At 69.0% G+C, this 26,087-nt stretch carries 25 protein-coding genes; 11 read left to right on the top strand and 14 right to left on the bottom strand.

What is annotated here, in order from left to right:
• Positions 1 to 73: 73 nt before the first annotated feature.
• Positions 74 to 1,645, bottom strand: a complete 1,572-nt coding sequence (locus CBQ26_RS09920) for a choice-of-anchor I family protein (RefSeq protein ID WP_088248485.1) — start codon at positions 1,643 to 1,645, stop codon at positions 74 to 76.
• Between the two features lie 24 nt (positions 1,646 to 1,669).
• The gene (locus CBQ26_RS09915; RefSeq protein WP_172418020.1) at positions 1,670 to 2,749 is read right to left on the bottom strand and encodes a GGDEF domain-containing protein; all 1,080 of its coding nucleotides are present in this window, start codon (positions 2,747 to 2,749) and stop codon (positions 1,670 to 1,672) included.
• Positions 2,750 to 3,027: 278 nt separating this feature from the next.
• Here CBQ26_RS09915 and CBQ26_RS22480 point away from each other — a divergent pair, with 278 nt between their 5' ends.
• Genes CBQ26_RS22480 through CBQ26_RS09900 form a run of 3 tightly spaced genes read left to right on the top strand, consistent with a single transcriptional unit; the run spans position 3,028 to position 8,957 of the window.
• Entirely contained in the window at positions 3,028 to 3,432 is a 405-nt protein-coding gene (locus CBQ26_RS22480; protein WP_244898015.1) for a hypothetical protein, read from the top strand.
• Complete coding sequence (locus tag CBQ26_RS21860) at positions 3,429 to 8,390, top strand: DUF4132 domain-containing protein (RefSeq protein ID WP_172418019.1); 4,962 nt, start codon at positions 3,429 to 3,431, stop codon at positions 8,388 to 8,390. Before CBQ26_RS22480 ends, CBQ26_RS21860 begins: the two co-directional genes overlap by 4 nt.
• Positions 8,391 to 8,429: 39 nt before the next feature.
• Positions 8,430 to 8,957, top strand: a complete 528-nt coding sequence (locus tag CBQ26_RS09900; RefSeq protein WP_088248483.1) for a hypothetical protein — start codon at positions 8,430 to 8,432, stop codon at positions 8,955 to 8,957.
• A gap of 5 nt (positions 8,958 to 8,962) precedes the next feature.
• Here CBQ26_RS09900 and CBQ26_RS09895 read toward each other — a convergent pair whose 3' ends face one another.
• Together CBQ26_RS09895 and tnpB are read right to left on the bottom strand one after the other, a co-directional pair.
• Positions 8,963 to 9,934: an ABC transporter substrate-binding protein gene (locus CBQ26_RS09895; protein ID WP_244898014.1), complete on the bottom strand. Its 972-nt coding sequence runs from the start codon at positions 9,932 to 9,934 to the stop codon at positions 8,963 to 8,965.
• A gap of 68 nt (positions 9,935 to 10,002) precedes the next feature.
• Positions 10,003 to 11,217: an IS200/IS605 family element RNA-guided endonuclease TnpB gene (gene tnpB / locus CBQ26_RS09890; RefSeq protein ID WP_088248482.1), complete on the bottom strand. Its 1,215-nt coding sequence runs from the start codon at positions 11,215 to 11,217 to the stop codon at positions 10,003 to 10,005.
• A 284-nt stretch (positions 11,218 to 11,501) separates the two neighbouring features.
• On the opposite strand from tnpB, the gene CBQ26_RS09885 reads away from it, so the two are divergent.
• The 3 genes from CBQ26_RS09885 to CBQ26_RS23145 all read left to right on the top strand — a co-directional run bounded on the left by CBQ26_RS09885 (position 11,502) and on the right by CBQ26_RS23145 (position 13,848).
• A complete protein-coding gene (locus tag CBQ26_RS09885; protein ID WP_088248481.1) occupies positions 11,502 to 11,969 on the top strand; it encodes an MgtC/SapB family protein in 468 nt (155 codons plus the stop codon).
• Between the two features lie 303 nt (positions 11,970 to 12,272).
• Entirely contained in the window at positions 12,273 to 13,310 is a 1,038-nt protein-coding gene (locus tag CBQ26_RS23005) for a GGDEF domain-containing protein (RefSeq protein ID WP_088248480.1), read from the top strand.
• A 160-nt stretch (positions 13,311 to 13,470) separates the two neighbouring features.
• Entirely contained in the window at positions 13,471 to 13,848 is a 378-nt protein-coding gene (locus tag CBQ26_RS23145) for a transposase family protein (RefSeq protein WP_088248479.1), read from the top strand.
• A gap of 378 nt (positions 13,849 to 14,226) precedes the next feature.
• Here the strand turns inward: CBQ26_RS23145 and CBQ26_RS09870 are convergent, their stop codons facing one another.
• Positions 14,227 to 14,889, bottom strand: coding sequence for a hypothetical protein (locus tag CBQ26_RS09870; protein ID WP_143342045.1), 663 nt, complete (start codon positions 14,887 to 14,889; stop codon positions 14,227 to 14,229).
• Between the two features lie 123 nt (positions 14,890 to 15,012).
• Between CBQ26_RS09870 and CBQ26_RS09865 the strand changes: the two genes are divergently transcribed.
• The 3 genes from CBQ26_RS09865 to CBQ26_RS09855 all read left to right on the top strand — a co-directional run bounded on the left by CBQ26_RS09865 (position 15,013) and on the right by CBQ26_RS09855 (position 16,643).
• On the top strand, positions 15,013 to 15,249 hold the full coding sequence (locus CBQ26_RS09865) for a helix-turn-helix domain-containing protein (protein WP_088248477.1): 237 nt from the start codon (positions 15,013 to 15,015) through the stop codon (positions 15,247 to 15,249).
• 169 nt (positions 15,250 to 15,418) lie between these two features.
• On the top strand, positions 15,419 to 15,664 hold the full coding sequence (locus CBQ26_RS09860) for a transposase (protein WP_088248476.1): 246 nt from the start codon (positions 15,419 to 15,421) through the stop codon (positions 15,662 to 15,664).
• Between the two features lie 40 nt (positions 15,665 to 15,704).
• On the top strand, positions 15,705 to 16,643 hold the full coding sequence (locus tag CBQ26_RS09855; protein ID WP_342351778.1) for an IS3 family transposase: 939 nt from the start codon (positions 15,705 to 15,707) through the stop codon (positions 16,641 to 16,643).
• 267 nt (positions 16,644 to 16,910) lie between these two features.
• Here CBQ26_RS09855 and CBQ26_RS09845 read toward each other — a convergent pair whose 3' ends face one another.
• The 9 genes from CBQ26_RS09845 to CBQ26_RS09805 form a co-directional block, all read right to left on the bottom strand.
• Positions 16,911 to 17,180, bottom strand: coding sequence for a metal-sensitive transcriptional regulator (locus CBQ26_RS09845; protein ID WP_088248473.1), 270 nt, complete (start codon positions 17,178 to 17,180; stop codon positions 16,911 to 16,913).
• 10 nt (positions 17,181 to 17,190) lie between these two features.
• Positions 17,191 to 17,562: a rhodanese-like domain-containing protein gene (locus CBQ26_RS09840; protein ID WP_088248472.1), complete on the bottom strand. Its 372-nt coding sequence runs from the start codon at positions 17,560 to 17,562 to the stop codon at positions 17,191 to 17,193.
• Between the two features lie 92 nt (positions 17,563 to 17,654).
• On the bottom strand, positions 17,655 to 18,287 hold the full coding sequence (locus CBQ26_RS09835) for a DUF2270 domain-containing protein (RefSeq protein WP_088248471.1): 633 nt from the start codon (positions 18,285 to 18,287) through the stop codon (positions 17,655 to 17,657).
• The gene (locus tag CBQ26_RS09830) at positions 18,287 to 18,736 is read right to left on the bottom strand and encodes a universal stress protein (RefSeq protein ID WP_088248470.1); all 450 of its coding nucleotides are present in this window, start codon (positions 18,734 to 18,736) and stop codon (positions 18,287 to 18,289) included. Before CBQ26_RS09830 ends, CBQ26_RS09835 begins: the two co-directional genes overlap by 1 nt.
• Positions 18,737 to 18,769: 33 nt before the next feature.
• Positions 18,770 to 19,240 (bottom strand): YeeE/YedE family protein, encoded by a 471-nt coding sequence (locus CBQ26_RS09825; protein WP_244898013.1) that lies wholly within the window; start codon positions 19,238 to 19,240, stop codon positions 18,770 to 18,772.
• Positions 19,237 to 19,812 (bottom strand): YeeE/YedE family protein, encoded by a 576-nt coding sequence (locus CBQ26_RS09820; RefSeq protein WP_088248555.1) that lies wholly within the window; start codon positions 19,810 to 19,812, stop codon positions 19,237 to 19,239. Before CBQ26_RS09820 ends, CBQ26_RS09825 begins: the two co-directional genes overlap by 4 nt.
• 144 nt (positions 19,813 to 19,956) lie before the next feature.
• Complete coding sequence (locus tag CBQ26_RS09815) at positions 19,957 to 20,751, bottom strand: sulfite exporter TauE/SafE family protein (RefSeq protein WP_088248469.1); 795 nt, start codon at positions 20,749 to 20,751, stop codon at positions 19,957 to 19,959.
• The gene (locus CBQ26_RS09810; RefSeq protein WP_088248468.1) at positions 20,748 to 21,065 is read right to left on the bottom strand and encodes a rhodanese-like domain-containing protein; all 318 of its coding nucleotides are present in this window, start codon (positions 21,063 to 21,065) and stop codon (positions 20,748 to 20,750) included. Before CBQ26_RS09810 ends, CBQ26_RS09815 begins: the two co-directional genes overlap by 4 nt.
• Positions 21,066 to 21,122: 57 nt before the next feature.
• Positions 21,123 to 22,520, bottom strand: coding sequence for an MBL fold metallo-hydrolase (locus CBQ26_RS09805; protein ID WP_088248467.1), 1,398 nt, complete (start codon positions 22,518 to 22,520; stop codon positions 21,123 to 21,125).
• 444 nt (positions 22,521 to 22,964) lie between these two features.
• Here CBQ26_RS09805 and CBQ26_RS09800 point away from each other — a divergent pair, with 444 nt between their 5' ends.
• Both CBQ26_RS09800 and CBQ26_RS09795 read left to right on the top strand, forming a co-directional pair.
• Positions 22,965 to 24,605: an FAD-dependent oxidoreductase gene (locus tag CBQ26_RS09800; protein ID WP_088248466.1), complete on the top strand. Its 1,641-nt coding sequence runs from the start codon at positions 22,965 to 22,967 to the stop codon at positions 24,603 to 24,605.
• A gap of 58 nt (positions 24,606 to 24,663) precedes the next feature.
• Positions 24,664 to 26,052, top strand: a complete 1,389-nt coding sequence (locus CBQ26_RS09795) for a sensor domain-containing diguanylate cyclase (RefSeq protein ID WP_088248465.1) — start codon at positions 24,664 to 24,666, stop codon at positions 26,050 to 26,052.
• The last annotated feature ends 35 nt before the right edge of the window (positions 26,053 to 26,087 follow it).

Here is a 26,087-nt window from a genome sequence, read left to right as displayed (position 1 = left end):
CACTCTCCCTAAGGGCAGGGGCTTTCCCGGAGCTTTCGTGGTGATGGCGCAGCGCTGGAGTGGCGGGTGCTGCTCACTTCGCGGCGAGCGCTTTGTTCACGGAGATGATGCTGACGCTGCCGGCCGGGTCGGTGCTGTAGTCGGCGCTGGGTTCGCCTTCGTTGGCGACCACGACGAACTGCCCGTCGGGTGTGAAGGTCAGCATGTCCGGGAGCGCTCCGACGGTCACGGGCGGGGCGCGCAGGGTGCCGTCGGCGTTCAGGAATACGACCCGGCCGGGGTCGGTTTTGACGGTCGCTTCGACGGCCACGGCGATCACGCCGCCGCGCGCGGTGACGGAGTTTGCGGCGCGTCCGTACGCGCTCAGGTCCACGCGGCCGCTCAGGGTGGGCTGGGTGGGCTGGGAGAGGTCGAGGATGTCGAGGCCGCCGGTCTGGCCGTTCACGACGAACAGGCGCCGGCTGGCGGGGTCGTAGGCGCTGATCTCGGCGACGCCCTTGTCGTACGCGAAGGGGGTCGCCTGGTAGCGGCCGGTGAGGGTGAGGCGGCCGCTGTCCTCGGCGGCGTACAGGGTGACGCTGCCGCTGACCTCGTGGCTGACGACGACGAGGGGTTTGCCGGCGGGGCTGTCGGCGGCGGGGATGAACAGCACGCCTTCGGGGGCGAGGTCGCCGGCGTTGCCACTGTCGGGACGGGCGGCGGGCGTGTTCAGGTGGGCGTAGTCGACGAAGGTGGGGGTTGCTGGTGTGGTCACGTCGAGGACCATGACGCCGCCCATGCGTTCGAGGCCGACGAAAGCGAGGGTGCGGCCGGCGACGACGCCGGTGGTGACGCCCTCGGGTTCCGGGCCTTTGTTGTCGCTGCGGGTGTCGAAGGTGCTGGTGGTGCCCTCGCTGTTGAAGGTGGTGGGGCGCAGGGTGGCCATCTGGCGTTCGATGAGGTCGCCGGTGTCGGCGACGAGGTTCAGGTCGGCGTCCCAGATGCTGACGCTGCGCGCGCCGAACGCGACGAGCCGGTCGGTGTCCCCGTCTCCGTCGGTGTCGGCGTCGGCGGTGCTGACGGTCAGGCGGCCGAGGGCGCTGTCCGCCTGGAGGGCGGCGGCGTCCGGGAAGGCGGTGGGGTCGAGTTTGAGGGCTTTCACGCGCGCCTCGTCCTGGTAGGCGGCGCCGTAGTCGCGGCTGTCACCCTCGTTGGCGGTGATGAGGTACGTGCGGCCCTGCGCGGTGAAGGTGGCGGCGGCGTCGGGCATGAACGCCCCGAGGACCGGCCAGGACTGCAGGTTGATGCGGCCGTCGCGGTCGCTGGCGTCCAGGGTGTTTCCGGCGGCGCGGTGGTCTTTCAGGCCGAGGCTGCGGACGGCAGTGACGGTGGCGGTGCTCAGGTCGATGGTGGCGACGGCGTTGCTTTCCTGCAGGGTGACGTACGCGCGGCGGCTGTCGGCGCTGACGGCGACGTATTCGGGTTCGGCGTCCAGGGACAGGACGCCGCTGCGGCCGGGCCGGAGTTTGAGGGTGCCCTGCTGCGCGTCGAAGGCCTTGAAGTCGAGGGTGGTGACGAGCGGCAGGTTCGCGCCGGGTGGCGTGGCTTGCGGGCAGGCGGTCAGGAGGGCGCTGAGGATCAGGGCGGCCGGCAGGAGGGGGCGCATGCGTGGCAGTGTGCGGGCGGTTGTTCAGGTGTGCGTCACGTGAGGGGAGCTGGGTGTGGGGGCCGGGTGGGGGTCCATCAGGATCCGGTTCTTGCCGGCGGCCTTGGCGGCGTACAGGGCGCGGTCGGCGCGGGCGAGGGCGTCCTGCCAGGGCTGTCCGGGGGTAACGTGGACGGCGCCGACGCTGAGGGTGACGGGTCGGGTGAGGGCCGGGTGTCCGTGGGTGTGGAGGCGGTCGTGGGTGTGGCGGATCAGGTCGCGCAGTTCGGTCTCGGCGGGCGGGCCGGTCTGTTCGGTGATGATCAGGAATTCTTCGCCGCCCCAGCGGACGGCGGTGTCGGCCCGCTGGAGGCCGCCGGCGAGGAGGCGCAGCACCTGGTCGCCGGCGGCGTGTCCGTGCCCGTCGTTCAGGCGTTTGAAGTCGTCCACGTCGGCGACGGCCAGCAGGTAGGGGCGCTGTTCGGCGGTCAGGGCGTTCAGGGCGCGTTCGCCGCCGCGGCGGTTGAGCAGTCCGGTCAGTGGGTCGGTGACGGCGAGGGTGTGCAGGGCGTCGCGGTCCTGGCTGGCCTGCATGTACCCGAGGCGGAAGTGGAACAGCGCGGCGAGCAGGGTCAGCAGGGTGCCGAGCGCGAGTTGTGTGCCGAGGGCGCTCAGCCAGGGGCCGCCGCTGCGCAGTTCGTGCTGGATGATCAGGGTGGCGTGCAGGGCGTACAGGACGGCGACGAAGGTGGTGGCGCTGCGCAGCCCGAGGGTCAGGAAGCCCAGCACGGCGGACATCAGCAGGCCGATGATCATCTGCGCTTCCGCGCCGGGGGCTGGCTGTCCGAGGAGGATCAGGTCGAAGGGCAGGCGGCTGGTGGTGGCGAAGGTGACGACGAGCAGGGCGAGCCGTTCGAGCCGGATGACGTGCCCGGCGTTGCGCAGGACCGCCAGCAGGGACCAGGCGCAGAACAGCGCGATGAGGGGCTGGGTGATCAGGAAGTACAGGTGTTCCGGGTCGCGGCTGGTGGCGGCCTGCAGGGTCAGCGCGGCGGTGGTGAGCAGGCCGGCGGCGCAGGCCCACAGGTAGTAGATGCGCCGGGTGTCGTCTGCCGTTCCCTCCATGGGGTTCATGATGCCGCCTGCGGCCATACACGGCTGTCACGGTCTGTTCGGGTGCCGGGGAGCCTGCGGGCGGGCCGTGGTGGGGGCCTCGTGGGTGGGTGGTGGGTGGGGGAGAGGTGGCCGGGGGCGCGTGATGGCCGCGTGTGGGTGGGCCCTGCTGGTGGCGGTCGGTGTGGGGAGGGCACCGAATCGGTCTTCATATTACGCTATTTACATAGCGTGACGTTTCGGTTAGGCTGAAACGTGAACAGCGCCCCATTCCACCCCCGAGGTTCCCCATGATCGTCGAAACGAAACTGATCGGCCGCCGCACTCCCTTCGAACGCCGCCCCATCGACCTCCCCGACGGGCCGCACACCCTGCGCGGCCTGCTCACCCACCTCGTCGCGCACGAGGTCACCGCGTACCGGGAACGCCAGGACCGCGTCGGCGTGCTGCGGGTCCTCACCGAACGCGAGTTGCAGGACGCCGCCCAGACCGGCCGTGTCAGCGTCGCCCCGCAGGAACGCGGCGGGGACGTGGACCTGCACGCGGCCACCCGCACCGCCCTGACCGCCTTCGGGGACGGCCTGTACTACGTGTTCCTCGACGAGCGGCAGGTCACGGACCTCGACGCGCCCGTTCCCGTCCGCCCCGACAGCACCCTGCTGATCGTGCGCCTGACCGCGCTGGCGGGCGGATGAGCGGGGCCGTGCAGGACCTGCTGCGCGCCGCTCAGCAGCCCTGGAAGGTGGCGTTCGAGGCGCGGCTGGCCTCGCTGCCCACCCACCTGGCCGGGCCGCTCGGCGCCCTCCACCGGGGCAGCAGCGACCCGCAGGCCCGCGAGCGACACGAACAGGCCGTCACGGACCTGCTGCACACCAGCACGCCAGAGGTCCGGCAGCTCATCGCGGCCACGTTCTTCCCGCAGTTCCCGGACGTGGCGGCCCGCACGCTGGACGCCCTGCTCACCCGCCACCCGTACCCGCAGGGGTACGCCCGGCGCGCCTTCCGCGCTCCCGGTCACCGGCTGGCCGCCGCGCACGCGCGGGCGTGGCTGTGGCAGACGTGGCACACCACCCGCGAGTACCCGCAGTCCACCGAATGGTTCGCGGTCCACGCGGGCCTGCTGAACTCCTGGGAGTCGCGCGGCCTGGGCCTGCTGCTCGGACAGGCGATCAGCGACGGGAACGAGGAGGTCTACCAGATCCTGCGCGACACGGCCGGCACGCAGCACCCGGTGGCCCGCATGGGCCGCCACGTGCCCGGCGCGCTGCTGAGCAGCACCAGAGGGGACGCCTGGACGCTCGCCGAGGGCCTGCTGCTCGCCGCGCAACGCCAGGAGGGCCTGCGTCAGGTCATCCTCGAGACGGTGGACGAGGCCAGCCCGGACGCCTTCACCCGCCTGCTGCGCCTGATCCTGAAAGAGGACCTGCTGCGCTTCGCCGCGACCCTGCGCGCCGCGTGCGTGTGGTTCGGCCTGAACTACGACGTGACCGACCTCAGGGCGGTGCGCGCCCACCTCACGCAGGCGCTCGCCTATCTGGACGACCCGGCCGCCGCCCGCGCCGCCGTGACGACCGGCGCGGGCGTGGACGTCTATCTGGCGCTGTTCACGCTCGCCATGCGCGACGCCGTCCCCGCCGCCGACCTCGCCCGCCCGCTGCTGACGGACGCCGACCCCGCCCGGCGCATGGCCGCCGCGCAGTTCCTGCTGGCCGCCGACCTCCTGACCGACGACGACCGCCGGACCCTGCTGCGCGACCCGGACCTGCGCCTCGCCGCGCTGGCAGGCAGCGCCGTGACCCGCTGGGCGGGCGACGACCTCTTCACCTTCGAGGAGTTCGAGACCTACGCTCTGCGCCTGCCGGAAGCGGCGCGGCACGACCCGGTCCTGTTCCCCTGGCTGGGTCACGTCCCGCCGCGCGAGACTGCCCTGGACATCCTGCCCGCCCTGCGCGGCGACCGGCCCTTCACGGTCCTCGCCGCGCACCTGGGCGGCATGAGCGTGTACGGCAAGGCGGCCGTGCTGCGCGCCCTGGCCGAGCACGCGAAGGTCGCGCCGCTGGACGCCCCCACCCGCGCCCTGCTGCTCACGCTGCTCCAGGACCGCCACAGCAGCGTCTCGCAGGAGGCCGTGACCGTCATGGCGCACTTCACGCCCGACGCGGCCGAGATCGGCGCCATTCACGCCCTGCTCAGACGCAGGAGTGCCGACCTGAGGCGCGGCCTGATCCGCCTGCTCGCCCGCGACCCCGCCCAGGCGCAGGCCAGCGCCGCCGCCCTGCTGCGCGGCACGGCCGACCAGCGGCAGGCGGGCCTGCAACTCCTGATCGAGACGGACGGCACCCTCCCGGCCGACTTCCGCCCGAAGACCGTCACCGAGCAGACCCTGCTCGCCCGCCTGACCGACCCCGGCTCGCAGCTGAGCCTGCGCGACGGGCTGGGCCTGTTCGACCCGTCCCGCCTGACCCGCCCCGCCCCCCTGCACGCCCGCCCGCGGGACTACCCGGCGGACCTGCAACGCGGCGCGGCCCTGCTGCGCAGCCTGGACGCCCTGATCACCGGGCACCGCGACACGCCCCTGACCGGCGTCGGCTGGGACGGCCGCGAGACCGTGCTGCTCGGCAACGTCCGCCCCTGGCAACTGCGGCCCGGCCGGGACGGTCAGCCCATGCCGCTGCGTGACCTGTGGCAGGCGTGGTGGCACGCCCGCCCGGACGCGCAGGACGGCGACCTGACCCGCCTGCGCTGGACGCTGACGCACTTCGTCGCCCGCACCGACACCACCGACAGCGAACTGCAGACCGAACTGGACGGCGCGGACGCTGCCAGCTCCGGAACCAGCCCGATCGAAATCAGCCCGGTCGAAACCAGCGGGGCGGCCGGACTGGAGGGCGAGGTGCTGGACCTGCTGGGCCTCGACCTGGAAGGCCTTCAGGACCTGCTGGAGGACGCCGGCGAGCACGAACTGGCCGGGCCGGCCGTGAGTGCCGCCGGAGTCCGTCAGGAGCTGCGCCGCCGCACCCTGCACCGCACGCTCGGGCCGCTGGTCGCCCTGCGGCTGGAGCACCCGGACCTCGCGCGGGTGATTGTGGACGCCCTGCACGACGAGCACGCCACGCCCACCGACACGGAGATGGCGCTGGACGCCTGGGAGACGGCGCTGTCGTACCTGCCGGCGGACGTGGAGGTGCAGGTGGACCCGCAGTACACCTGGCGGCGCGAGGATCCCCGCGACCTGCTGCAACCCCTGGCGCCGCGCGGCGACTGGGCGACCTGGACGGACGGGCACGTGCGGCGCCTGTGGAACGTCACCCTGCACCTGGGGCAGGCGTTCCCGAAGCTCCCGCGCCGCCGGCCGGACACGGCGCTGCTGCTGCGGGCGTACGCGTGCGGCTGGGCGAACCGGGACGACCTGCTCGACCAGCTGATCGGGGAACGCCCGCAAGCGGGGGGCTACTCCTCCGGCGGCAACTTCCGTGACCTGGGCGCCTCCACGCGCCGGACCGTCCGCCCTGACCTGCCGACCCACCCGGACTGGCTGGCAGCCGTGAACGACGTGCGGGAGCGGGTACTGGAGGTGGAAGGCGCGCGCGGCGATCTGGAGACGCCCGCCACGCGGGCCGCGCTCGCGCTTCAGGGCGTGCACGGCGCGGCGGTGCCGCTGCGCCTGCTGGCCGCGCTGGGGAAGAATCCCCTGAAACGCGGTTACCAGGGCCGCAACGAGAGCCGGGACGTGACGTTCAGTCACCTGATCCGGGTGTCGTTCCCGCTGCCGGGCGACACGCCCGCCGGGTTCCGCGCGCAGGCGCGGGCGCTGAACCTGCCGGACGCGCGCCTGCTGGACCTCGCGATGTTCGCGCCGCAGTGGGCGCCGCTGGTGTCCGGCGCGCTCGGCTGGCGGGGCCTGCAGGACGGCGTGTACTGGCTGCACGCGCACACTCGCGACAGCAACTGGAGTGTCCCGCAGGACGTCCGTGACGCCTGGGAGGCCGAGATCACCGAACGCACGCCCCTGAGCCCGGCCGACCTGACCGAGGGCGCCGTGGACGTCGCGTGGTTCCGCCGGACCTACGGGACGCTGGGCGCGCAGCGGTTCGCGGCGCTGCTGGACGCCGCGAAGTACGCCAGCAGCAGCGGCGGCCACAAACGCGCCGAGACGTTCGCCCGCGCGGTCCTCGGGGAGATCGACGCGGCGGACCTCCTCGCGCGCATTCAGGACAGGCGCGCGCAGGACGCCGTGCGCGCCCTGGGTCTGCTGCCTTTGCCGCGCGCGAAGGGGGCGGCGGCGCGGACCCTGACGGACCGTTACCGCGTGATCAGCGACTTCCGGCGCGGCGCCCGGCAGTTCGGCGCGCAGCGGCAGGCCAGCGAACGCCGCGCGGCCGACATCGGCCTGCACAACCTCGCCCGGACCGCCGGGTACGCCGACCCGCAGCGGCTGGTGTGGGCGATGGAGGCCCGCAGCGCCCCCGACTGGACGCGGACCGTCACCGCGGAGGGCGTGACGCTCGGCATCGCCCTCACCGACGCCGGGGAGGCCAGCCTGACCGTCCGGCGCGGCGAGAAGGTCCTGAAGACCCTGCCGCCCGCCCTGAGGAAGGTGCCGGACGTGATCGCCCTGCGTGAGAGCGTGACGGAACTGAACGCCACGCGCCTGCGGATGCGGGCCGCGCTCGAGGACGCCATGGTTCGCGGCGATCACCTGCGCCCGCAGGAACTCACGGAGCTGGCCGCGCATCCGGTGATCGCGCCCATGCTGCGCAGCCTCGTGTGGATCCTGAACGAGGACCGCGCCGGGTGGTGGCAGGGCGACACGCTGGACACGCCCGGCGGCGCCCAGCAGATCGGGGAGCGCGCCCTGCGGCTCGCGCATCCGCACGACCTGTTCACGCTCGGGCAGTGGCCGGCGTTCCAGGCGCAGGTCATGGACCGCCGGATCACGCAGCCGTTCCGGCAGGTGTTCCGCGAGTACTACCCGCCCACCCCGGCCGAGGCGGACGCGCGGCGCAGCACCCGCTTCGACGGGCATCACGTGCAGCCCGGCAAGGCCGCCGCGCTCCTCAAGGCCCGCGGCTGGGTGCCGGTACCCGAGGAGGGCGTGCGCCGCACCTGGCACGCCGAGAACCTGAACGTCTGGGTGGACACCAGCCTCGGGTACGGCACGCCGAACGAGGTGGAGGGTACGCCCCTGAACGCCGCGATCTTCCTGCCGCACGGCGCGGCCGAACCCCTCACGCTCTCGCAGGTGCCGCCGCGCGTGTTCAGCGAGACGATGCGGGACCTCGATCTGGTCGTGTCGGTCGCGCATGTGGGCGGCGTGGACCCCGAGGCGACGCAGAGCACCACCGCCATGCGCTCGGCGCTGCTGCGCGAGACGCTGCGCCTCCTGAACCTCGGCAACGTCCGACTGGAGAACGATCACGCCCTGATCGACGGTCACCACGCGCGCTACACCGTCCACCTGGGCAGCGGCGCCGTGCACCGCCAGCCCGGCGGGTTCCTGTGCATCGTGCCGGTCCACAACGCGCACCAGGGCCGGGTGTTCCTGCCGTTCGCGGACCCCGACCCGCGCACCGCCGAGGTCGTCAGCAAGGTGCTGCTGCTCGCCGAGGACCGCAGGATCCAGGACCCCACCATCCTCGAACAGCTGCGCTGACGGCAGCCGGGCCAGGTGGCGGCGTAGACTGGCCCGCGTATGGCCATCACCCTGACCCAGCTGCGCCAGGCCCTCACGGGCCTGAGCGAGTCTGAACTGCACGACCTCGTGGAGGAACTGTACGGCCTGAACGCCGACAACCGACGGTACCTGACCGCCCGGCTGCACGGGGATACGGGGGCGCTGCTCGAAGCCTACAGCCGTTCGCTTCAGCAGGCGTTCAATCCGAAGAAACGGACCTTCCGGGTGGGGGAGGTGAGCAAGGCGCTGCGCGAATACCTGCGGTTCGCGTCGCCGCTCGAAGCGCTCGACGCCCGCATGCAGTTCGTTCAGGCCTCCCTGGAGTACTGGAAGGTGCTGCCCGACTGGCCGGAAGAGCAGTACGGGTACCTGGAGGACATGTTCCGGGAGGTGACGGTCGCCGCGCTGGCCTTCCCGGACCGACCGGACCTGCTGGCCAGGGTCGAGGCGCTCGGTGAGGAGTTCGTGCGGCAGGAGGAACAGTTCGGGTACTTCGACGGTCACGTGCGGGTGTTCAGCGAGTTCCGGCGCCAGTCGAACCGCTGAGCAGCTCAGCGCAGGCGGTCGAGGATCAGGCTGGTGAGTTTGTTGCTGTGGTACACGCTCATCAGCGGGCCGGTGTAGGGGTTGAAGTCGTCCGGGACGTACAGCACCGACTGGTCTTTCAGGCGCTGCCCGACCGCGGTTTTCAGGAAGGCGTCCGCGCCGTTGTAGCGGCCGCCGGGCGGGAACAGGATGACCAGGGTGTCCTTGCCCAGCCCGAGCAGCGCCTCGTCGCTGATGGCGGTGCCCACGCCGGCGGTCTTGGGAACGCTCAGGCCGTTCTTGAACCCCAGCGCCTGCACTTCCGGGACGAGGCGCACGTCGGTGTACAGCCAGTTGCTGCCGCCGGTGAACGGCGCGAGCACGATGGCTTTCGGGTAGCGTTTCAGGATGCCGGCGGCGTTCAGTTTCTGCGCGTTGTTGCGGCCGGTCTGGGCGGCGGTGCGGATGGCAGTCTCGGCCTGCGCTTCCCGTCCGAACAGGCGGCCGAGGTCACGGACGCCTTTCTGCCAGAAGCCGTCGCCGCCTTCCTTGTACGCGATGACCGGCGCGACGCGGCTGAGGCGGTCGTAGTTCTGGTTGCCGTCCCAGGTGAGGCGGACGATCAGGTCCGGTTTCAGCGCGGTGATGGTTTCCAGGTTGGGTGTCTGCCAGTCGCCGACGAAGGTGGGATTCTTCAGGTTCACGCGGCCGTAGAAGCCGCGTTCGAGCACCTCGGGTTTGAGGCGGGTGCCGTTGAGGTCGGCGGGCGTGAAGTACGTGCTGCCGATCCCGACGACCCGGCTCTGCAGCCCAAGGGCGGCCAGCCAGCCGAGGGATTCCTCGTCCATGGCGACGATGCGCTGCGGGTTCTTGCGGAGGGTGGCGGTGCCCTCGTCGTGCTTGATGGTGACGGTGGCGGCGGTCTGCGCGAGGACGTGGCCCTGCGCGGCGAGGTACGCGCCGACGGTGAGCAGGAGGGGCAGGGAGAGCTTCTTCACGCCCCTAATCCTGACTAAATAACTCAGATTATTGAACCTCCCACGACTGAAGTCGCGGGATTCCCGCTTCAGCGAACGTTGCCAGCCGAAGCTGGGCTTACACACTCTCGACGGGCGTTTAAGGTGTCCGCAATCCCTGCGGCCACCAGTGCTTCACGCCGGATGTTCAGTGCGGCGTTCTCGTCTCGGTCATGGATTTCCCCGCAGTTCGGGCAAGTCCACTCACGGACGGCAAGATTCTTCACTTCCGCGTTTTTGAATCCGCAGTCGTGACACATCTGACTCGACGGAAAATAAGGGCTGATCTTGGACACCAGCCGCCCATACCACGTCGCCTTGTACTCCAGTTGCCGCATGAACTCGCCCCAGCCCGCGTCGCTGATGCTCAGCGACAGCCTGCGATTCTTCCGCATATCGTCGGGCTTGAGGTGTTCGGTACCGATGATTTCGTACTCACGCACCAGGGAGGTGGTCAGCTTGTGGAGGAAGTCCTGCCGCTTATTGGCGACGCGCTTGTGTATCCGAGCCAGCTTGGTTTTCGCTTTCCCGTAACGGGCGCTGCCCTTCTTGCGGCGGGACAGGGTTTTCTGAGCTTTGCGGAGCCGGCTCAGGGTGGGACGGTAGTATCTCGGGTTCGCATGATGAGTGAACTCCTTTCCATCGGTGACGATGGCGAAATCCTTGATGCCGACATCCACGCCTGCCGCGAACTTCGGGGCCGCAGGCAAGTAGGGGATTTCGACCTCACACAGCACGGACGCTTCGTAGTGGCCCTCATGGACGCGGCGCACGGTGACATTTAGGATTTTCCCCTGCATGTCCCGCTGGCCTTTGGTCTTCACCCAGCCTAGTTTGGGGAGTTTGATGTGCCCCTCGCCAAGCTCAATGTTGTTGTTCGTGAACTGGGTTCGGTACGCCTCGCCCGTGCGCTTCTTCTTGAACTTCGGAAAGCCAACCTTCTTGCCGGACTTCTTGGTGGTACGGAAGAAGTTCTGGTACGCCCGCTCGAGGTCGCGCAGTGACTGCTGCAATGCGAACTTGTCCACCTCAGCCAGCCACGCCGTGCCTTCTTCCCGCTTGAGTAGGGTCAGGGCCTTGTCGGTCGCGGCGTACGTCATGCCCTTGCCGTCCTGGCGGTAGGTTTCGATGCGGCGGGCAAGGAAGTGGTTATAGACGAACCGGGCGCAGCCCAACGTGCGGTTGATCCGCTCGGCCTGAGCCGCGTTCGGATACAGCCGGACGACGAACGCCTTATTCCGCCTGGGGGGAGTGATAGATTCCATCTTGCAGCACCCTCCTACAGGTGCTTGCCGCGCTCCCAGCCGTTGGTGCGGCGTGGGGGCATTGCTCGTTTAGCTTAACACATAACGAGGAGCTTTGGCTTCGCCGCCCTGTGGGCGGGAGGGGCTAACCCATGACTGAAGTCACGGGCTTGCGCCCCTCTTGCGCTCAACTCCTCCTGTCCGTCGGCTATACCCGGCCGCCAGACCGGTCAAGTAATAGGACAGGAGCTTACCGTTTCATCACGTCCAGCACACCCGCCGCCGCCACCACCCATACTCGGAGCATGGCCGACCCCCTCACCGACCTCCACCTGCTCCTGCGGGTCCTGGGCGCCTGCCTGCTGTGCGGCTTGATCGGCTGGGAACGCGAACTCTCTCAGAAGAGCGCTGGCATCCGCACCCAGATGCTCGTCGGCGGCAGCGCCGCCCTCTTCGTCGTCCTCGCCGAGGGCCTGATCCTGCAGTTCGGCGGCGACAGCGACGCCGTCCGCTTCGACCTCGTCGGCGTCCTCGGCGCTGTCGTCAGCGGCGTCGCCTTCCTCGGGGCCGGCACGATCTTCTCCTCCGGCAAGGAGCAGCGGCGCGGCCTGACCACCGCCGCCAGCCTGCTCGCCTCCGCCGGCATCGGCGTCGCCTGCGGCCTCACCCACTACGTCCTGGCAGTCGGGTCCACCCTGATCTTCCTGTTCGTCCTGAACACCGTCGGCCGCCTCAAGACCGACATGCTGGGTCAGGAAAAACCTGGCCCCTGATCCGGACTGCCGTCCGCTCCGTGAGCAGCCCGCCCAGGCGCCGGGTTGCCAGGCCCACGCCCGAAGGAGGGCCCTCCTGCTCTGCGGAGCGGCCCTCCGGACCGCTTCGATCAGATCGAACAGTGTGCCAGCACCACTCGACCGCAGGCCCATGACCCCCACCCGCGCGTTGCATTCCCCCGCCGGACAGGCAACCATAGGGAACACACACCCAGGAGGTGAACGCCCGTCCGGCCTGCCGACCCCCACGCCACGCCCGCCCCGACCGCCACCCGCCTCAGCGAACGCCGCCAGCGGCAGGCCCTGCAACTCCTGGCCGCCCTCGCCACCGCCGTCAACGGCGCGGTCCTGCTGTACCTCTGGCTGCAGGCCGACCCCCAACGGCAGGCAGACCGGGCCCTGCCAGCCCTCCTCGTCTCCCTCACCCTCCTCGCCCTCACCCTCTGGCCCCGCGCGACCCTGCATTCCCTGCACCGCCTGAGCGTCCTGATCCTCCTCACCTGGTTCGCCAGCAACGTCTACAACGTCACGCTCACCGCGCGGCCCATCACCTCCGGCCTCCTGATCCACCTGATCCTCATCGCGCTCTTCTCATTCACGTGGCTCACCGTCCGCCCCGCCGCCCTGCTCGTCGCCGCCGGGTACGCCCTGCTCATCGCCGCCGCCCTCACCAGCCGCCAACCCGACGTTCCCGGCGTCATCCTGACAGCCTTCACCCTCCCCGTCATCTGGTACCTCACCCAGCACGGCCTGACCGTCAACCGCGAACGCATCCGCAACGAAACCCTCCAGACCCTCGCCACCACCGACCCCCTGACCGGCATCCTCAACCGCCGCGCCGGACAGGCCGCCCTCGACACCGCCGCGGCCGTCCACGCCCACCACCCGCAGCACCTGTGGGCCGCCCTGATCGACATCGACCACTTCAAACGCGTGAACGACGACCTCGGCCACCAGACCGGCGACACGGTCCTCGTCGCCGTCGCCGGCGCCCTCCAGGCGGCCCTCCCGCCCGGCGGCGCCGCCATCCGCTGGGGCGGCGAGGAATTCCTGCTTCTCCTGCCCGACCAGACCCCCGAACAGGCCCACACCCGCCTGCACGACATGCTGGGTCGCGTCCGCACCCTGCGCCTGCCCGGCGTGCCACCCGTCACGATCAGCGCCGGTCTCGCCACGCTCCGCGAAGCGCCCTCCACCCTCGCACTGATCGACCTCGCCGACCGCCGCCTGTACGAAGCAAAAGCTGCCGGTCGCGACCGCCTGACCGGCCCGTCAATAGCTAGAAACAAGGACGGACTCCCCGACACACCCGCAACAACCCCAGACGACGCCCGGCCATGAGAAGCCAGTCCCCAGGCACGCCGCGTCAGCCACGACCATCTGGAACGCCTCCGACCGCCCAACCGCATCGGCCCCGAAGCCTTCGCCGGGACAGAACCCGTTCCGAGCCACCGAGAACGCCCCAAGCAACAATCCGGTCGGCCCACGGCCCTCAACGCGGATGGAGGGGACTCCTCACCGGGAGCGTTCCGACTTCCTGACCGCAAAGGCCTCAAAGGAGAAGCGAACGTCTCCCAGATCATCGCCGTGGATGCGGCCGGCCCCCCCCCGTGAGCGGCCGACCCGCCCGCAACGCCGCAGGTACGGCGGCAAGAAGAAACGACACACCCTGAACACGCAGGTCCTCGTCGACGTGTCCACCTGCATGATTCTGTGCGTCGCCACCGCCTCCGGGTCCATGCGTGACCTCACCGTGAGTCGGCAGTCGGGCGTCCTGATGTATTCAGAGAAGGCGCGGATCGGCGACACCGGCCCCAGGGGCATCCGACCGCATCACATCCAGCCACGCCGCACAAAGGGACAAAGAGCGCGCTGCTGACGCTGTTCAGGCGTCAGCAGCACCTGACTTTCGCAGCGGGGCGACTGAACGGTCTGCAGACAGCTCATGCGGACTGCCGTTTGTTTCGCTGGCAATCCGGAACTTCACCGCCCCTGCCGGATCCACGTCCGGAGGGGCGTCTCTCTCCTGCTCTGCGGAGCAGCTCTCCGAGTCGCATCCGTTCGGACCCGGCGGGCTTTACAGCCCATTCAATCGGAGTCCGTGTCAGTCCGGGTTCATATCATACGGATTCCGTTTATTTCGCCGACAATCCGGAACTTCACCGGATTGCCAGCTCCACGTCCGGAACCCGTTTCTCTCCTTCTCGCATCCGCTCGGATTGAACGGGCTTTGCAGCCCATTCAATCGGAGTCCGTATCAGGGGTTCGTGACCGTGTACGCATACCAGGGGCCGTCGTACGTGTTCGTGACCTTGGACTGCCCGATCCGGTCGTCGGTGATCGTGCCGTCCGGGCGGGTGGTGAGGGTATGCACGGTCGTATTCCAGCCGGGCTGCAGGTTGATGTCGTACGTGACGTCCGGACGCCCAGGGCACCGGACCGGCCCTTTCATGCTGCCGGTTTTCTGGGCGTACCAGAAGCCGGTTCGTTCGACGGTAGTCGTCCCGTCGGCGTTCTTCCTGACCGCCTGCGGGTACATGACGCTGGGTGTACCACCGGCTGCGTTGAACATCGCGCGGTCCGTGAATCTCAGCGTCGTGTCCTGAATCGCAATGCCGCTGATGTCGCACCCGCCGTTCTTCCAGGCGGCCGCGTAGTCACTCAGCTGACGCATGGTGACCGACGTTGCCTGCGCGGCAGTCATGGTGATGTCGACCGTTCCACCCGCTTTCAGGGTGCCGATGACGAGTTTCGTGTTCTGCGTGGTGTACGACAGCTCGGCGTCCTGCACGGGCTTGTAGTTCTGGGTCGTGCCGGTGGCAGTGAAGGACTGATCGAGGGGATCGGCGGTGACGGACGTGTTGTTGCACGAAGCGATCAGGGCCGGGACGAGCAGGGCGGGCAGCATTCGGGTACGCATACGGGAACCTCAACAGAAGGGGAGAAGGGAAACATGTCCGCAGGTCTGGATGGAGCCCGATTGTTATAGCAAGTCTTTCCATAGCAAGTCGCACTATTTCTCACATCACGCGAGGCTAACTGGATGGAAGAGCAGTCGGACACACTGGTCGGGATTGGTCTGCGAATACGCGCCGTCCGCGAGCAGCGCGGCTGGAACCAGGACGAGTTCGCCCACCGGGCGGGCGTGCACCGCTCATACGTCACGCAACTCGAGAACGGACGCAAGGACTTGCGCATCAGCACGCTCTACCGCCTGGCGGAAGCGCTGGCCATCCCCGTCACGGACCTCCTAACAGGCAGTCCGGACGCCGCCCGCTGAACAGAACGCACCGGTCACGACCCTACGCTCAAGGGCGGGGGCTTGTGTCTGGACTCCACCGCAGCTCGGCGCACGGTTGGTCCGCTCCCCAGAATCTGGACAGTGTTGAAGTGAACTGGATAGCGTTTTGTGGAGGGTAAGTTCAGTGTGATCCACACTGGAGGACAGAATGTCCGTACCCAAGCAGAAATTCACCGCTGACTTCAAACAAGAAGCCGTCCGGCTGGTCCGCACGACCGGAAAGAATTGCGCCCAGATTGCCCGTGACCTTGGCGTTCCCCCTCACTACGTCGTCCGGTGGAAGCAGCAGCAGGACACCCAGACGGCCGCCGGCCGCCCAGCCTTCACCGGGCGGGGTATCCCCGCCCTTCCACCACAGGAGGCTCGACTCAAAGAGCTGGAACGGGAACTGTAAATTGCGCGACAGGAGCGCGATATCCTGAAAAAGCGCTGGCCTGTCTTGGCCAGAACAGCACCCGTATGGGGCTTGGCCGCTTTTTCGCGAAGCAGCCTTAATCTTCAGCTCCACCCTGCGGCACCAGAACGAGTTCCCAGTGGAACTGATGTGCCGGGTTCTCGAGGTGAGCATCAGCGGGTACTACGCTTCGTGGGGAAGGCCGGAGAGCGAGAGGATCACGAAAGATCGCGTGTTGACGGAGAAAATCAGGACCAGCTTCGAGGAGAGCCGGGGAACGTATGGGGCCTTGCGCATCAAAGCCGACCTGCATGAACAGGGCGAGCGGGTCAGCCGTCAGCGGATCGGGCGATTCATGCGACAAGCGCAGCTTGTCGCACGTGGGAAGCGGAAGTTCCGGATGACGACCAAAGTGAAATCCTCCCGCCCAGTCGCGGAAAACATCCTGGCCAGGGAGTTCACCGCGGACGGCCCGAACCAGAAGTGGGTGACGGACATCACGTATTTACCGACCCGTGAGGGCTGGCTGTACCTGGCGACGGTGATGGACCTGTATTCACGGAAAATTGTCGGCTGGGCGCTGAATGAGCGACTTCAGACGCCGCTGGTCACAGCGGCGTTGGAGATGGCTGTAGGGCGTCGGAAACCACCAGGAGGACTGCTGCATCACTCGGATCGAGGGAGCCAGTACACGAGCGACGTGTACAAGCAGGCGCTGGACAGATTGCATGCCGTTCAGAGCATGAGCGAGAAAGAAGAATGTTGGGATAATGCTGTCCAGGAGAGCTTTTTTGCGACGTTGAAGACGGAGATGGGACTCGGTGAGGCACACTGGGGTCGTGCCCAGACACGAACAGAGGTGTTTGAGTGGATCGAGGTGTTCTATAACCGTCGTCGTCACTCGTCGTTGGGCTATGGTCACCGACGGCCTTCGAGGAGCAGGCCCCTATCCCGAACTGAGGCTCCACCAAACCCTTGACAGATCATCGTGGACGTGTCCGGCTCTGGTGGCCGCCTGGGTCAGGGTGCCCAGGGGCAGCGTCCCCGGGGTCAGGCCCAGTCCGCCTGCCTCGGGGCTACGGGTCAGGTGCATGACGGCTGCGATGAGGGTCAGCACGGCCAGCAGCCAGCGCGTCACGGCAGGGGCCGGAGCGAGCTGGCTGCTGGCCGCACGTGACATCACAGGAACGATAGCGTGCGAGTCAGGTGAGAATGTCCTGAACGAGTCGTGTCCCGGGGAGCAGGCTCAGCGCAGGAGGCGAACGGCCCTGATGATGTCGGGAACGGAGCGGGGCTCGTCGCCCGCAGCGCACCCGGTCAGGTAGTCCTGCAGGATGACGTCGCCAGCTGCGTCGAGGGCGTGACGGACCCCGCTGAGGACGGTCAGGATCTCCTGGCACTCCCGGCCTTCTTCCACCATGCGGTGCAGGCCACGCACCTGCCCTTCGAGACGGCGCAGGCGGTTGAGGATGCGCCGCTTGTCGTCTGGGGTCTGGGGAAGTTCACCTGAGGTCATCGCACCCACCTCACCGGCTCACGGGGTACCCGGCTGACGTCCAGGCATTCATGCCGCCGTCCACGTTGAAGACCCGGGTGTACCCGGCTCTCACGAGCTGCGCGCTGGCCTGGGCGCTGCGGTTGCCGCTGCGGCAGATGACGTACACCGGGCGGTCCTTCGGGACCTCGTTCATGCGGGCGCCCAGGTCCGCCAGCGGGAGCAGCGCCGCGCCGGGGACGTGCCCCTCCCTGTACTCGGCGTCGGTACGGACGTCCAGGACGTACTCGCCCTTCTCCTGCGCGGCGCGCAGGTCCTGGACGGGGATGGTGGTGTACGTGGCGGCGCGGGGCGCGCACGCCATGAGCAGGGCCGGAACGAAGAGGGCGGGGAGCAGGTTCATGATGCCTCCTGAAAAACGAGAAAGATACCCCCATAGGGTATGCGACGTTGGTGTGCCGCACTGGATGAACCACACAGTTCACTCCGTGCACGTCACCCTTCTTCAAGCGGGAAGTGCCACGCCGCCCAGAGACCCAGCCCCACGAGGGCCGCATAGAACGATCCCACGACCGTCATCACCGCGGCGCCGGACAGCCGGCCGATCGCGGCCGCGTCCACCAGAGCCCACACTGACGGCGCGCCCGCAGGAAGACCCAGATCCAGTTTCGCCAGCCACGCCAGCAGGACGGCCGCGTACAACCACAGGTAATTGCGGTTCAGACGCCAGCCCAGCGCGTGATACCGGCCCATCCCACTGCGCGGCCGGGCGAGTTCCGCCAGCAACGCCTGGTGCCAGGCACCGTCGCCTCCAAGTTCGAGCATATCCGGGTAGAAATGCTGCTCCATCATCCGTACCCGCTGCCTCGCCACGTCGTACGTCCGGAACCGGCGCGCTTCCAGACGCAGGAAATAGTAGTTGAGGAACATGGCAAACAGGAACGTCACGTGGCTGTTCGCCGGGTTGCCCAGAGCGAACGAGGCCAGGCCGGTCGTGGTCACCACAGACCAGTTGGTCGTGATGTCCAGCCGTTGCCGGTACGCCGTCATCTTCCCGACTTCCGCCCGGTACAGGTGGATGAGCGCGTTCGTGACGTTCCCATGCGCACGCACCTGCGCCGGATCCATCAGGCCGTACCCTGATGCACCAGCAGGACTGGCATGTGAGCGTGATGAACAACGTCCTCTGCCACGCTGCCCTGCATCAGCCGCTGCCAGCCGCTGCGGCCGTGGGTGGCCATGACCAGCAGGTCGCCGCCGAGTGCCGCGCACTCCTCGATAATCGCCCGGGCCACACTGCGGTGACCGGCGGCGCGCTGAACGGCACTCAGCCGACTGCAGGCGGCGTCCACGGTCCCTTCTGCCAGTGCCCGCTCCCCCTCCTGAAACCAGGCGCGTTCCAACTCCTGTGGGCTGACACTCAGGTCCGTGTCGGCGCTGAGCACCTCACGGGCGTCCGGCACGATGTGCAGCAGGGTGAGTCTGGCCCCCAGAGCCCGGGTGAGTCCCGCCGCGTGCCGCACCGCAGCGTGATCGATGTGGGATCCTTCCGTCGTCACCACGATATGTGTGTACATGTTGTCTCCTCAGTGCAGGGGGTCTACTGGTCATCAGTGAGGCAGGTGTTTGCGGAGCGCGCCGTACAACCACGTGCCCAGCAGGGCGAAGGCCAGTACGACCGCCATGGGCCACACGCCCGCGCCGAGCAGCGTGAAGATCGGCCCGGGGCACACCCCAGCCAGACCCCAGCCGATCCCGAACGTCGCGCCGCCCAGCACGTAGCGCGCCCAGCTGCGTTCCTTGGGCGTCACCGTGATGGTCTGACCGTCCAGGCTGCGGGCGCCACTGCGCCGCAACAGCCACGTCGTGAGCATCCCGGTTAGCACTGCCGAGCCGATCAGGCCATACATGTGGAAGGCCTCGAAGCGGAACATCTCCTGAATGCGGTACCAGCTGGCCGCCTCGGACTTGATCAGCACTACCCCGAAGTACACGCCCATCAGCAGGTACACGAGCAGTCCACCTGCCGCCCGGGTGGCCGGAGCGTCCGTCACGCCGGGAATGCGGGTTCCGGCGCTCACCGGACCACCGCCATGAACGCGGGCAGCAGCAGGTTCGCGCTGAGGATCCCCCCGGCGAAGAAGGAGGCGGTGGCGATCAGGCTGGGCGCCTGCAGGGTACTCAGCCCGGTGATGGCGTGCCCGCTGGTGCAGCCGCCCCCGTAGCGCGTGCCGAAGCCCACCAGCAGGCCGGACACGCCCAGCAGCAGCCACACGCCGGGGTTCGAGAGGTCGGTGAGTTCAGCCGGGACCAGGCCGGGGCGAACCTGTACGCCGAGTGCGTTCACGGACGCGGCGCCCGCTGGACTCAGACGGGTGGGTTCGGGATTTGCAAAGATCAGGCCGGCCAGCGTGCCGCCCAGGATCAGTCCAGCGGCGAAGGTCAGGTTCCAGCGCTCGGCGCGCCAGTTGTAGCGGAAGAAGCTGGGTTTGGCGGCGTCGGGCAGCAGGACGGCGCAGGCGTGGCGCAGATTGGCGGAGATGCCGAAACCCTTGTTGCCGATCCACAGCAGCAGCGGGACGGTCAGGCCGATCAGGGGGCCGCCGACCCACCAGGGCCAGGGCGAGCGGAGCAGGTCGAGCAGGTCAGTCATGGTCACCTCGAATGAAGCGTTCAGCGGAAGAGAGTGGCGTGCAGTTGGGGGGCCGCGTGACCCGTTGGAAACCGGGGTCTGGAATCCTGGAATCAAGCAGCGGCGAGGCCGGACCGGCCTCGCCGCTGAAGAGACGGGGTCTGATCAGTGGGCGCGGCTTTCCACGGCGGGTGGTGGATTCAGGACCCTCGGGACGTTCGTGGCGAGGACGTACAGGCCCATCACGACCAGGAAGGACGCGAAGCCGCGTTTCAGGGCGTCGTTCGAGACGCTCTTGCCCAGGCGGGCGCCCAGGAAACTCCCGGCGACGCCGATGAGGGTGAAGATCAGGATCAGGTTCCAGTGGACGCCGAGGTTCTGTTCCTGCAGCACGTGCACGTACTTGTAGAACCCGGCGAAACTCTTGGCGGCGATGATCAGCAGGCTGGTGCCCACCGCGAGGCTCATGGGCAGGCCGCCCAGCAGCACCAGCGCCGGGATGATCAGGAACCCGCCGCCCACGCCGACCAGTCCGGTCAGGACGCCCACGCCCAGGCCCTCGGCGGCGATCTTCAGCGGCGAGCGGACGTGGGTCGGCCCTTCACTGGCCCGGGCGGGCCGGAACATCATCACGGATGCCAGCAGCATCACGGCGGCGAACAGCAGGAGTTGCGCGACGCCGCTCAGGTACACGCTCAGCGCGGCGCCCAGGTACGTGCCGGTCACGCCGGGCACCCCGAAGTACGCCACGCTGCGCCAGTCGATCTGGCGTTTCAGGGCGTAGGGAATCGCGCCGAACAGGCTGATGCCGCCCACGATGGCGAGGCTCTCGGCAATGGCGAGCTTCTCGGGTTCGCCCACGAGGTACACCAGGACCGGCACGGTCAGGATGCTGCCGCCGGAGCCGAGCAGCCCGAGGCTCAGGCCGATCAGGGCCGCGCCGATCCACGCGAGAATCACGGGCGGTCGCCGGTCGTCAGGGGCCGGCCCTCACGCTGCCAGCCGGCGGTGCCGCCCATCAGGTTCATCAGGCCGGGGCGGCCCTGCGCGGCGAGGTACGCGGCGGCCTGTGAGGAGCGGTTGCCGCTGGCGCAGATCAGGACCGCGCCGCCGGGCACCTCGGCCTCACGGCCCGGCAGCTCGGAGAGAGGAAGATTCACGGCGCCCGGAATGTGCCCGGCGCTGTACTCGTCGGCTTCGCGCACGTCGATCAGGGCGGCGCCTGCGCGGCGCTGCGCGTCCAGTTCATTCGGGAAGAGGTCGGTGTAGGTCATGTGAGGCTCCTGGGAGGCTGGGGAGGCACGCGGCGTGACGCCGCGCGCCTTTTGGACTTATGCGGGTGAGACGAGCTGCGCGTCGCGTTCGCGGGCGTAGGATTCGTAGCCGCCGGCCAGTTCACTCACCTGGAAGCCCTGGGCGCGCAGGAAGCTCGCAGCCGCCGCACTCCGTGCGCCGCCCTGGCAGTGCACCACGATCTCCTGATCGCGTGGTAGCTCATCCAGGTGCCACGCGAGGCGACCAGCGTGCAGTTGCTGAGCGCCGGGAATGGCCCCGGCCTGGTGTTCGGTCTTGTTCCGCACATCGAGGATCAGTGCACCGGCATGCTGAGCGAGTTCCGCCGCCGGGAACGGCTGGGCGGGCGCGGTCTCCAGCCCTTCCGTGGAGGTCACGAATCCGGTCACCTGATCCAGGCCCACCATCCACAGGCGGCGGCGCAGCGTCTCGGCGTGCGCGGCGTCACGGGCCAGCAGGACGTACGCGGCGTCCTCGGGGCGCAGCAGCCACCCGGACCACGTCTCGAAGGTGTTCCCGTCAGGAATGTTCACGCTGCCGGGCACCGCGTCGGCCTGATGGGCGGTCCGGGGGCGGGTGTCGATCAGGACCGCACCGGCGGCCATCCTGGCCTTCAGGTCGGCCGCGCTGAGCGGCGCGAGGGGCGTGACGTCCCCGAGCAGGGCCGGACCGGCTTTGTTCTGCATCTTCATGCGCCCGTAGTACAGCGGTGCGTCCGGCTGGCCGCTGAGCAGCTCGGCCGTGAAGCCCGCCTCGTCCCCGGCGGCCACGTACGGCGCCCACCACGCCAGGGAGCGTTCGTAGCCGACGGTGGTAGTGGGCACGGCGCCCAGGGCCTTGCCGCAGGCGCTGCCCGCGCCGTGGGCGGGCCAGACCTGCACGCCGTCGGGCAGGGTCAGGAACTGGTCGCGCAGGCTGGCGAACATCTGCCGGGCCCCCGCGAAGCGGGTGTCCACGCCGCCGGCAGCCTCGTCGAGCAGGTCGGGACGGCCGATGTCACCGACGAACACGAAGTCACCGGTGAAGTACAGGCTGGGGGTCTCGCCACGGGGGGTATCGGTGACGAGGAACGAGATGCTCTCGGGAGTGTGACCGGGCGTGTGGCGCACCTCGATGCGGAGGTTGCCGACCATGAACGTGTCGCCGTTGTGGAGCGGCGTAGCGGCAAAGGCGTATTTCCAGTCGGCGTTCCCTTCGTCGGAGAGGAGGAGCTGGGCGCCGGTGCGGGCGGCGAGTTCGCGGCTGCCGGAGAGGTAGTCGGCGTGGATGTGGGTTTCGGTGACGTGCGTGACACGCAGGCCTTCGCGGGCGGCGCGGCCTAAGTAGATCTGGACGTCGCGGACGGGGTCGATGACGAGGCTCTCGCCGGTCTTCTGGCAGCCGATGAGGTAGGACGCCTGGGCGAGGTCGGTGTCGTAGAAGCGTTCGAAGAACATAGGGGCCCTCCTTGGGGGATACAACTGTCCGGATGGTATACCCCCATGAGGTATGCCGCAAGGAGGATCGCGGAACTCATTGGAATGATCGATGCTTGGTATTGAAACGCGTGATAACAGCGCACGACGGTTGATCTTCTGCCAACGACTCTGCCGCGCTCCACTCTGCGTTTTGCGCGTTCCGAACGGATCTTCTCGCAGCTTCCCGATGAGCATCTGCGCTCCGAATTGATGGTCCGCACCAAGCAGCGGCGTTACCGCCAGCAGGCTCTCTCATCGACTTTCCACCACGTCGCCATCAGGTTCACCGATAAGGCTATACCCCGTATGGGTATTAGGCTACGTTCAGGAGGACGCTCCGGACCACCCGGCACTCCACTGCCGGTCCGCCGGACCGTCACGGCACACCTCCACGTTCACCCACCTGACCCACCAGGAGAACCTATGCATGCCTCACCTCTTCGCGTGATCGTGATCGGCGGCGTCGCCGGTGGCATGAGCGCCGCCACCCGCCTGCGCCGACTGAACGAAACGGCCCTCATCACCGTGCTGGAACGCGGACCCTACGTCAGTTTCGCCAACTGCGGCCTGCCCTATCACCTGAGCGGCACCGTCGGCCGTGACGACCTGCTGCTCCACACGCCGGACTCCTTGCAGGCCCGGTTCAATCTCGACGCCCGTGTGCATCACGAGGCCCTGCAGATCGACCGTGCCGCCCGCACCGTGACGGGGCGCCAGACCCTGACCGGCGAGCCCTTCACCCTCCCGTACGACCGGCTGATTCTCAGCCCCGGCGCTCACGCTGTCCGTCCCCCCATCCCAGGAATCGAGCGTGCCTTTCCCCTGCGTACCGTCCCGGATCTCGACCGCCTCAAGGCGGCCGTCGACACCGCTGGTCCCCACGTGGTCGTCATCGGCGCCGGCTTTATCGGCGTCGAAGCCGCTGAAAACCTGCGGGCAGCCGGGCGGCACGTGACGCTCCTGGAAGCGGGTCCGCAGGTGCTTCCCCCGCTTGATCCGGAACTGGCGGCCCTGGTTCATCAGGAACTCGACCGTCAGGGTGTCCACGTCGCTACTGGCGCCGCCGTCACCCGCGTCACCGACACGCACGTGCACCTGCACAGCGGCGCGTGCCTGCCGGCCGACGTGGTGGTGCTCGCGGCCGGCGTCCGCCCCTCCGACCAGCTCGCCCGTGACGCCGGCCTCGACGTGGCCACCGGCGGCGGCATCCTCGTGAACGACCACCTGCAGACCTCGGATCCCCTGATCTACGCGGTCGGGGACGCCATCCTCACCCGCGACGCCCTGGATCAGCCCGCGTTCGTCCCACTCGCCTGGGGCGCCAACCGGCAGGGCCGCGTCGCGGCCGACCACCTGATGGGCCGTCCCGCGTCGTACGGCCCTCATCCGGCCACCGCGATCGCCCGGATCTTCACGCTGACCGCTGGCAGCACAGGACTCAACGAGCGGCAGGTACGGGCCGCCGGGCTCACGCCGACCGTCATTCACACCCACCCGGCCTCGCACGCGGGGTACTACCCAGGGGCTCAGGGCCTGCACCTGAAACTGGTGTTCGACGCTGCGACCGGCCGCATCTACGGCGCGCAGGCGGTCGGCGGCGACGGGACGGACAAACGTCTGGACGTGCTCGCCACCGCGCTGCACGCGGGCGTGCGCGCCGACGACCTGGCCGACCTGCCCCTGGCCTACGCGCCGCCGTACGGCAGCGCCAAGGACCCCGTGAACATGCTCGGGTACGTCGCGCAGAACGTCATGGACGGCCTGACCCGCCCGCTGCAGTGGCATGAGGCCCTGAGCAGTGGTCGGCAGCTCATCGACGTGCGCAGTGCGGACGAGTACCGCCGCGGGCACCTGCCCGGGGCGGTGAACATTCCGCTGGACACCCTGCGCGAGCAGGCGCCGCACCTGGCACCCCGCGTGCTGGTGTACTGCCAGGTCGGGCAGCGGGGACACACGGCCGCGCTGCTCCTGAATCAGTTGGGCGTCGACGCCTGCACCCTCAGCGGCGGGTACCTCACCTGGCAGGCCGGTCAGGCCAGCCTGACCCCTGCGGCGCATCCCTGACGTCCAGCGCGGCAGATCTGCCCCGGTGCAGGCGTCCGATCGGTCATACTGCGCACAGATGACCGCTGTGCCTGCAGAGCTGACCCGCCGGATGCGCGACCTCGGTCTGGAGGTGCCGGGCACGCTGGACGGCCAGGCGCTCCAGACCGCCCTGGAGCAGCTCGTTGCCCAGCTCGAAGCTGCCCGTGAGGCCCTGCGGGGCCTGCAGCACGTGTACCACCACGCCGCCGGCATGCTGGCCCTCCTGGAGACCGACGGGCGGCTGCTGGACGTCAACCGCACAGCCCTGGACCTGATCCAGGCTGAGCGGGACGCCCTGATCGGCCAGCCGTTCTGGCTGACACCCTGGTGGAACGCGTCGCCCGACGCGCAGCGGGAGCTCCGCGAGGGCATCGTGCGGGCAGCCGGCGGTGAGGTCGTCCGCACCCAGGCACACCTGCACCTGCCCGGGCGGCACCTGACGGTGGAGTACACCCTGGTGCCACTGCGCCGGGGCGACGTGGTCACCGGCCTGCTTGCCGAGGGGCGGGACGTGACGGAACAGGCCCGCCTCACCCAGACGCTCGCGCAGGAGCGGGCCTTCCTGAACGCCGTGCTGGAGCACATGCATGACGGGGTGGTCGCCTGCGACGAGCAGGGCACCCTGACGGTCTTCAACCGGGCAACGCGGGAACTGCACGGCCTGCCGCAGCGGCCGCTCCGCCCGGACGACTGGAGCGGCGCGTACGACCTGTTCCAGGAAGACGGGCGCGTCCCGCTCGCCCCGGATCAGATTCCCCTGTACCGGGCGCTGCGTGGCGAGCGCGTCCAGGACAGCCTGATGGTGATCCGGCCCGCGGCGCGCCCCCCGGTGCTGGTCAGTACGTCCGGGCAGGCGCTGCGCGCACAGGACGGCACGCTGCTCGGCGCCGCGGTCGTCATGCGGGACGTGACGGCCGAACACGCCAGCCGCGCGCACCTGGAGCACGCCGCCACCCATGACGCCCTGACCGGCCTGCTCAACCGCGCGGCCCTCACGGAGATCCTGAGCCGGCCGGGCCGTCACCGCAGTCCCGCGGCGCTGCTGTTTCTGGACCTCGACGGATTCAAGGCCATCAATGACACCTTCGGGCATCCCGTGGGTGACGAGGTGCTGCAGGTCGTATCGGACCGGCTGACCCGGAACATGCGGGACCGGGACGTGATCGCCCGGCTGGGCGGTGATGAATTCGTGGTGGTCCTGACCGCGCCGTGTACGCCTGAGCAGGCGCAGGGGGCCGCTGAACGACTGCTCACGGGCCTGCAGGCTCCCATGCCCAGCAGCGTTGGTCCGCTGCACGTCTCCGCGTCCATCGGTCTGGTCACGCAGCTGGGAGACGCGTCACCGGAGGCCCTGCTGGAGCGGGCCGATCAGGTCATGTATCAGGCCAAGAGAGCCGGGAAGAACCGTGTGGTCCTGGAATCCTGACGGTGCGAGCCCTGGTGCCCTGACCATGCGGGCAG

This window comes from Deinococcus indicus (genome assembly GCF_002198095.1).
Taxonomy (GTDB): domain Bacteria; phylum Deinococcota; class Deinococci; order Deinococcales; family Deinococcaceae; genus Deinococcus; species Deinococcus caeni.
Note: the sequence above shows the minus strand (reverse complement) of the source record. Positions and strands in the feature narration are given on the sequence as shown.

What these genes read in the sequence shown, in the direction of transcription:
- CBQ26_RS09820 (WP_088248555.1), bottom strand. Translation starts at nt 19,812, where the DNA reads ATGACTGACCTGCTCGACCTGCTCCGCTCGCCCTGGCCCTGGTGGGTC.
- CBQ26_RS09795 (WP_088248465.1), top strand. Translation starts at nt 24,664, where the DNA reads ATGACCGCTGTGCCTGCAGAGCTGACCCGCCGGATGCGCGACCTCGGT.
- CBQ26_RS21860 (WP_172418019.1), top strand. Translation starts at nt 3,429, where the DNA reads ATGAGCGGGGCCGTGCAGGACCTGCTGCGCGCCGCTCAGCAGCCCTGG.
- CBQ26_RS09860 (WP_088248476.1), top strand. Translation starts at nt 15,419, where the DNA reads ATGTCCGTACCCAAGCAGAAATTCACCGCTGACTTCAAACAAGAAGCC.
- CBQ26_RS09915 (WP_172418020.1), bottom strand. Translation starts at nt 2,749, where the DNA reads ATGGAGGGAACGGCAGACGACACCCGGCGCATCTACTACCTGTGGGCC.
- CBQ26_RS09900 (WP_088248483.1), top strand. Translation starts at nt 8,430, where the DNA reads ATGGCCATCACCCTGACCCAGCTGCGCCAGGCCCTCACGGGCCTGAGC.
- CBQ26_RS09870 (WP_143342045.1), bottom strand. Translation starts at nt 14,889, where the DNA reads ATGCGTACCCGAATGCTGCCCGCCCTGCTCGTCCCGGCCCTGATCGCT.
- CBQ26_RS09885 (WP_088248481.1), top strand. Translation starts at nt 11,502, where the DNA reads ATGGCCGACCCCCTCACCGACCTCCACCTGCTCCTGCGGGTCCTGGGC.
- CBQ26_RS23145 (WP_088248479.1), top strand. Translation starts at nt 13,471, where the DNA reads ATGGAGGGGACTCCTCACCGGGAGCGTTCCGACTTCCTGACCGCAAAG.
- CBQ26_RS09865 (WP_088248477.1), top strand. Translation starts at nt 15,013, where the DNA reads ATGGAAGAGCAGTCGGACACACTGGTCGGGATTGGTCTGCGAATACGC.
- tnpB (WP_088248482.1), bottom strand. Translation starts at nt 11,217, where the DNA reads ATGGAATCTATCACTCCCCCCAGGCGGAATAAGGCGTTCGTCGTCCGG.
- CBQ26_RS09845 (WP_088248473.1), bottom strand. Translation starts at nt 17,180, where the DNA reads ATGACCTCAGGTGAACTTCCCCAGACCCCAGACGACAAGCGGCGCATC.
- CBQ26_RS09800 (WP_088248466.1), top strand. Translation starts at nt 22,965, where the DNA reads ATGCATGCCTCACCTCTTCGCGTGATCGTGATCGGCGGCGTCGCCGGT.
- CBQ26_RS09840 (WP_088248472.1), bottom strand. Translation starts at nt 17,562, where the DNA reads ATGAACCTGCTCCCCGCCCTCTTCGTTCCGGCCCTGCTCATGGCGTGC.
- CBQ26_RS09830 (WP_088248470.1), bottom strand. Translation starts at nt 18,736, where the DNA reads ATGTACACACATATCGTGGTGACGACGGAAGGATCCCACATCGATCAC.
- CBQ26_RS22480 (WP_244898015.1), top strand. Translation starts at nt 3,028, where the DNA reads ATGATCGTCGAAACGAAACTGATCGGCCGCCGCACTCCCTTCGAACGC.
- CBQ26_RS09920 (WP_088248485.1), bottom strand. Translation starts at nt 1,645, where the DNA reads ATGCGCCCCCTCCTGCCGGCCGCCCTGATCCTCAGCGCCCTCCTGACC.
- CBQ26_RS09835 (WP_088248471.1), bottom strand. Translation starts at nt 18,287, where the DNA reads ATGGATCCGGCGCAGGTGCGTGCGCATGGGAACGTCACGAACGCGCTC.
- CBQ26_RS09810 (WP_088248468.1), bottom strand. Translation starts at nt 21,065, where the DNA reads ATGACCTACACCGACCTCTTCCCGAATGAACTGGACGCGCAGCGCCGC.
- CBQ26_RS09805 (WP_088248467.1), bottom strand. Translation starts at nt 22,520, where the DNA reads ATGTTCTTCGAACGCTTCTACGACACCGACCTCGCCCAGGCGTCCTAC.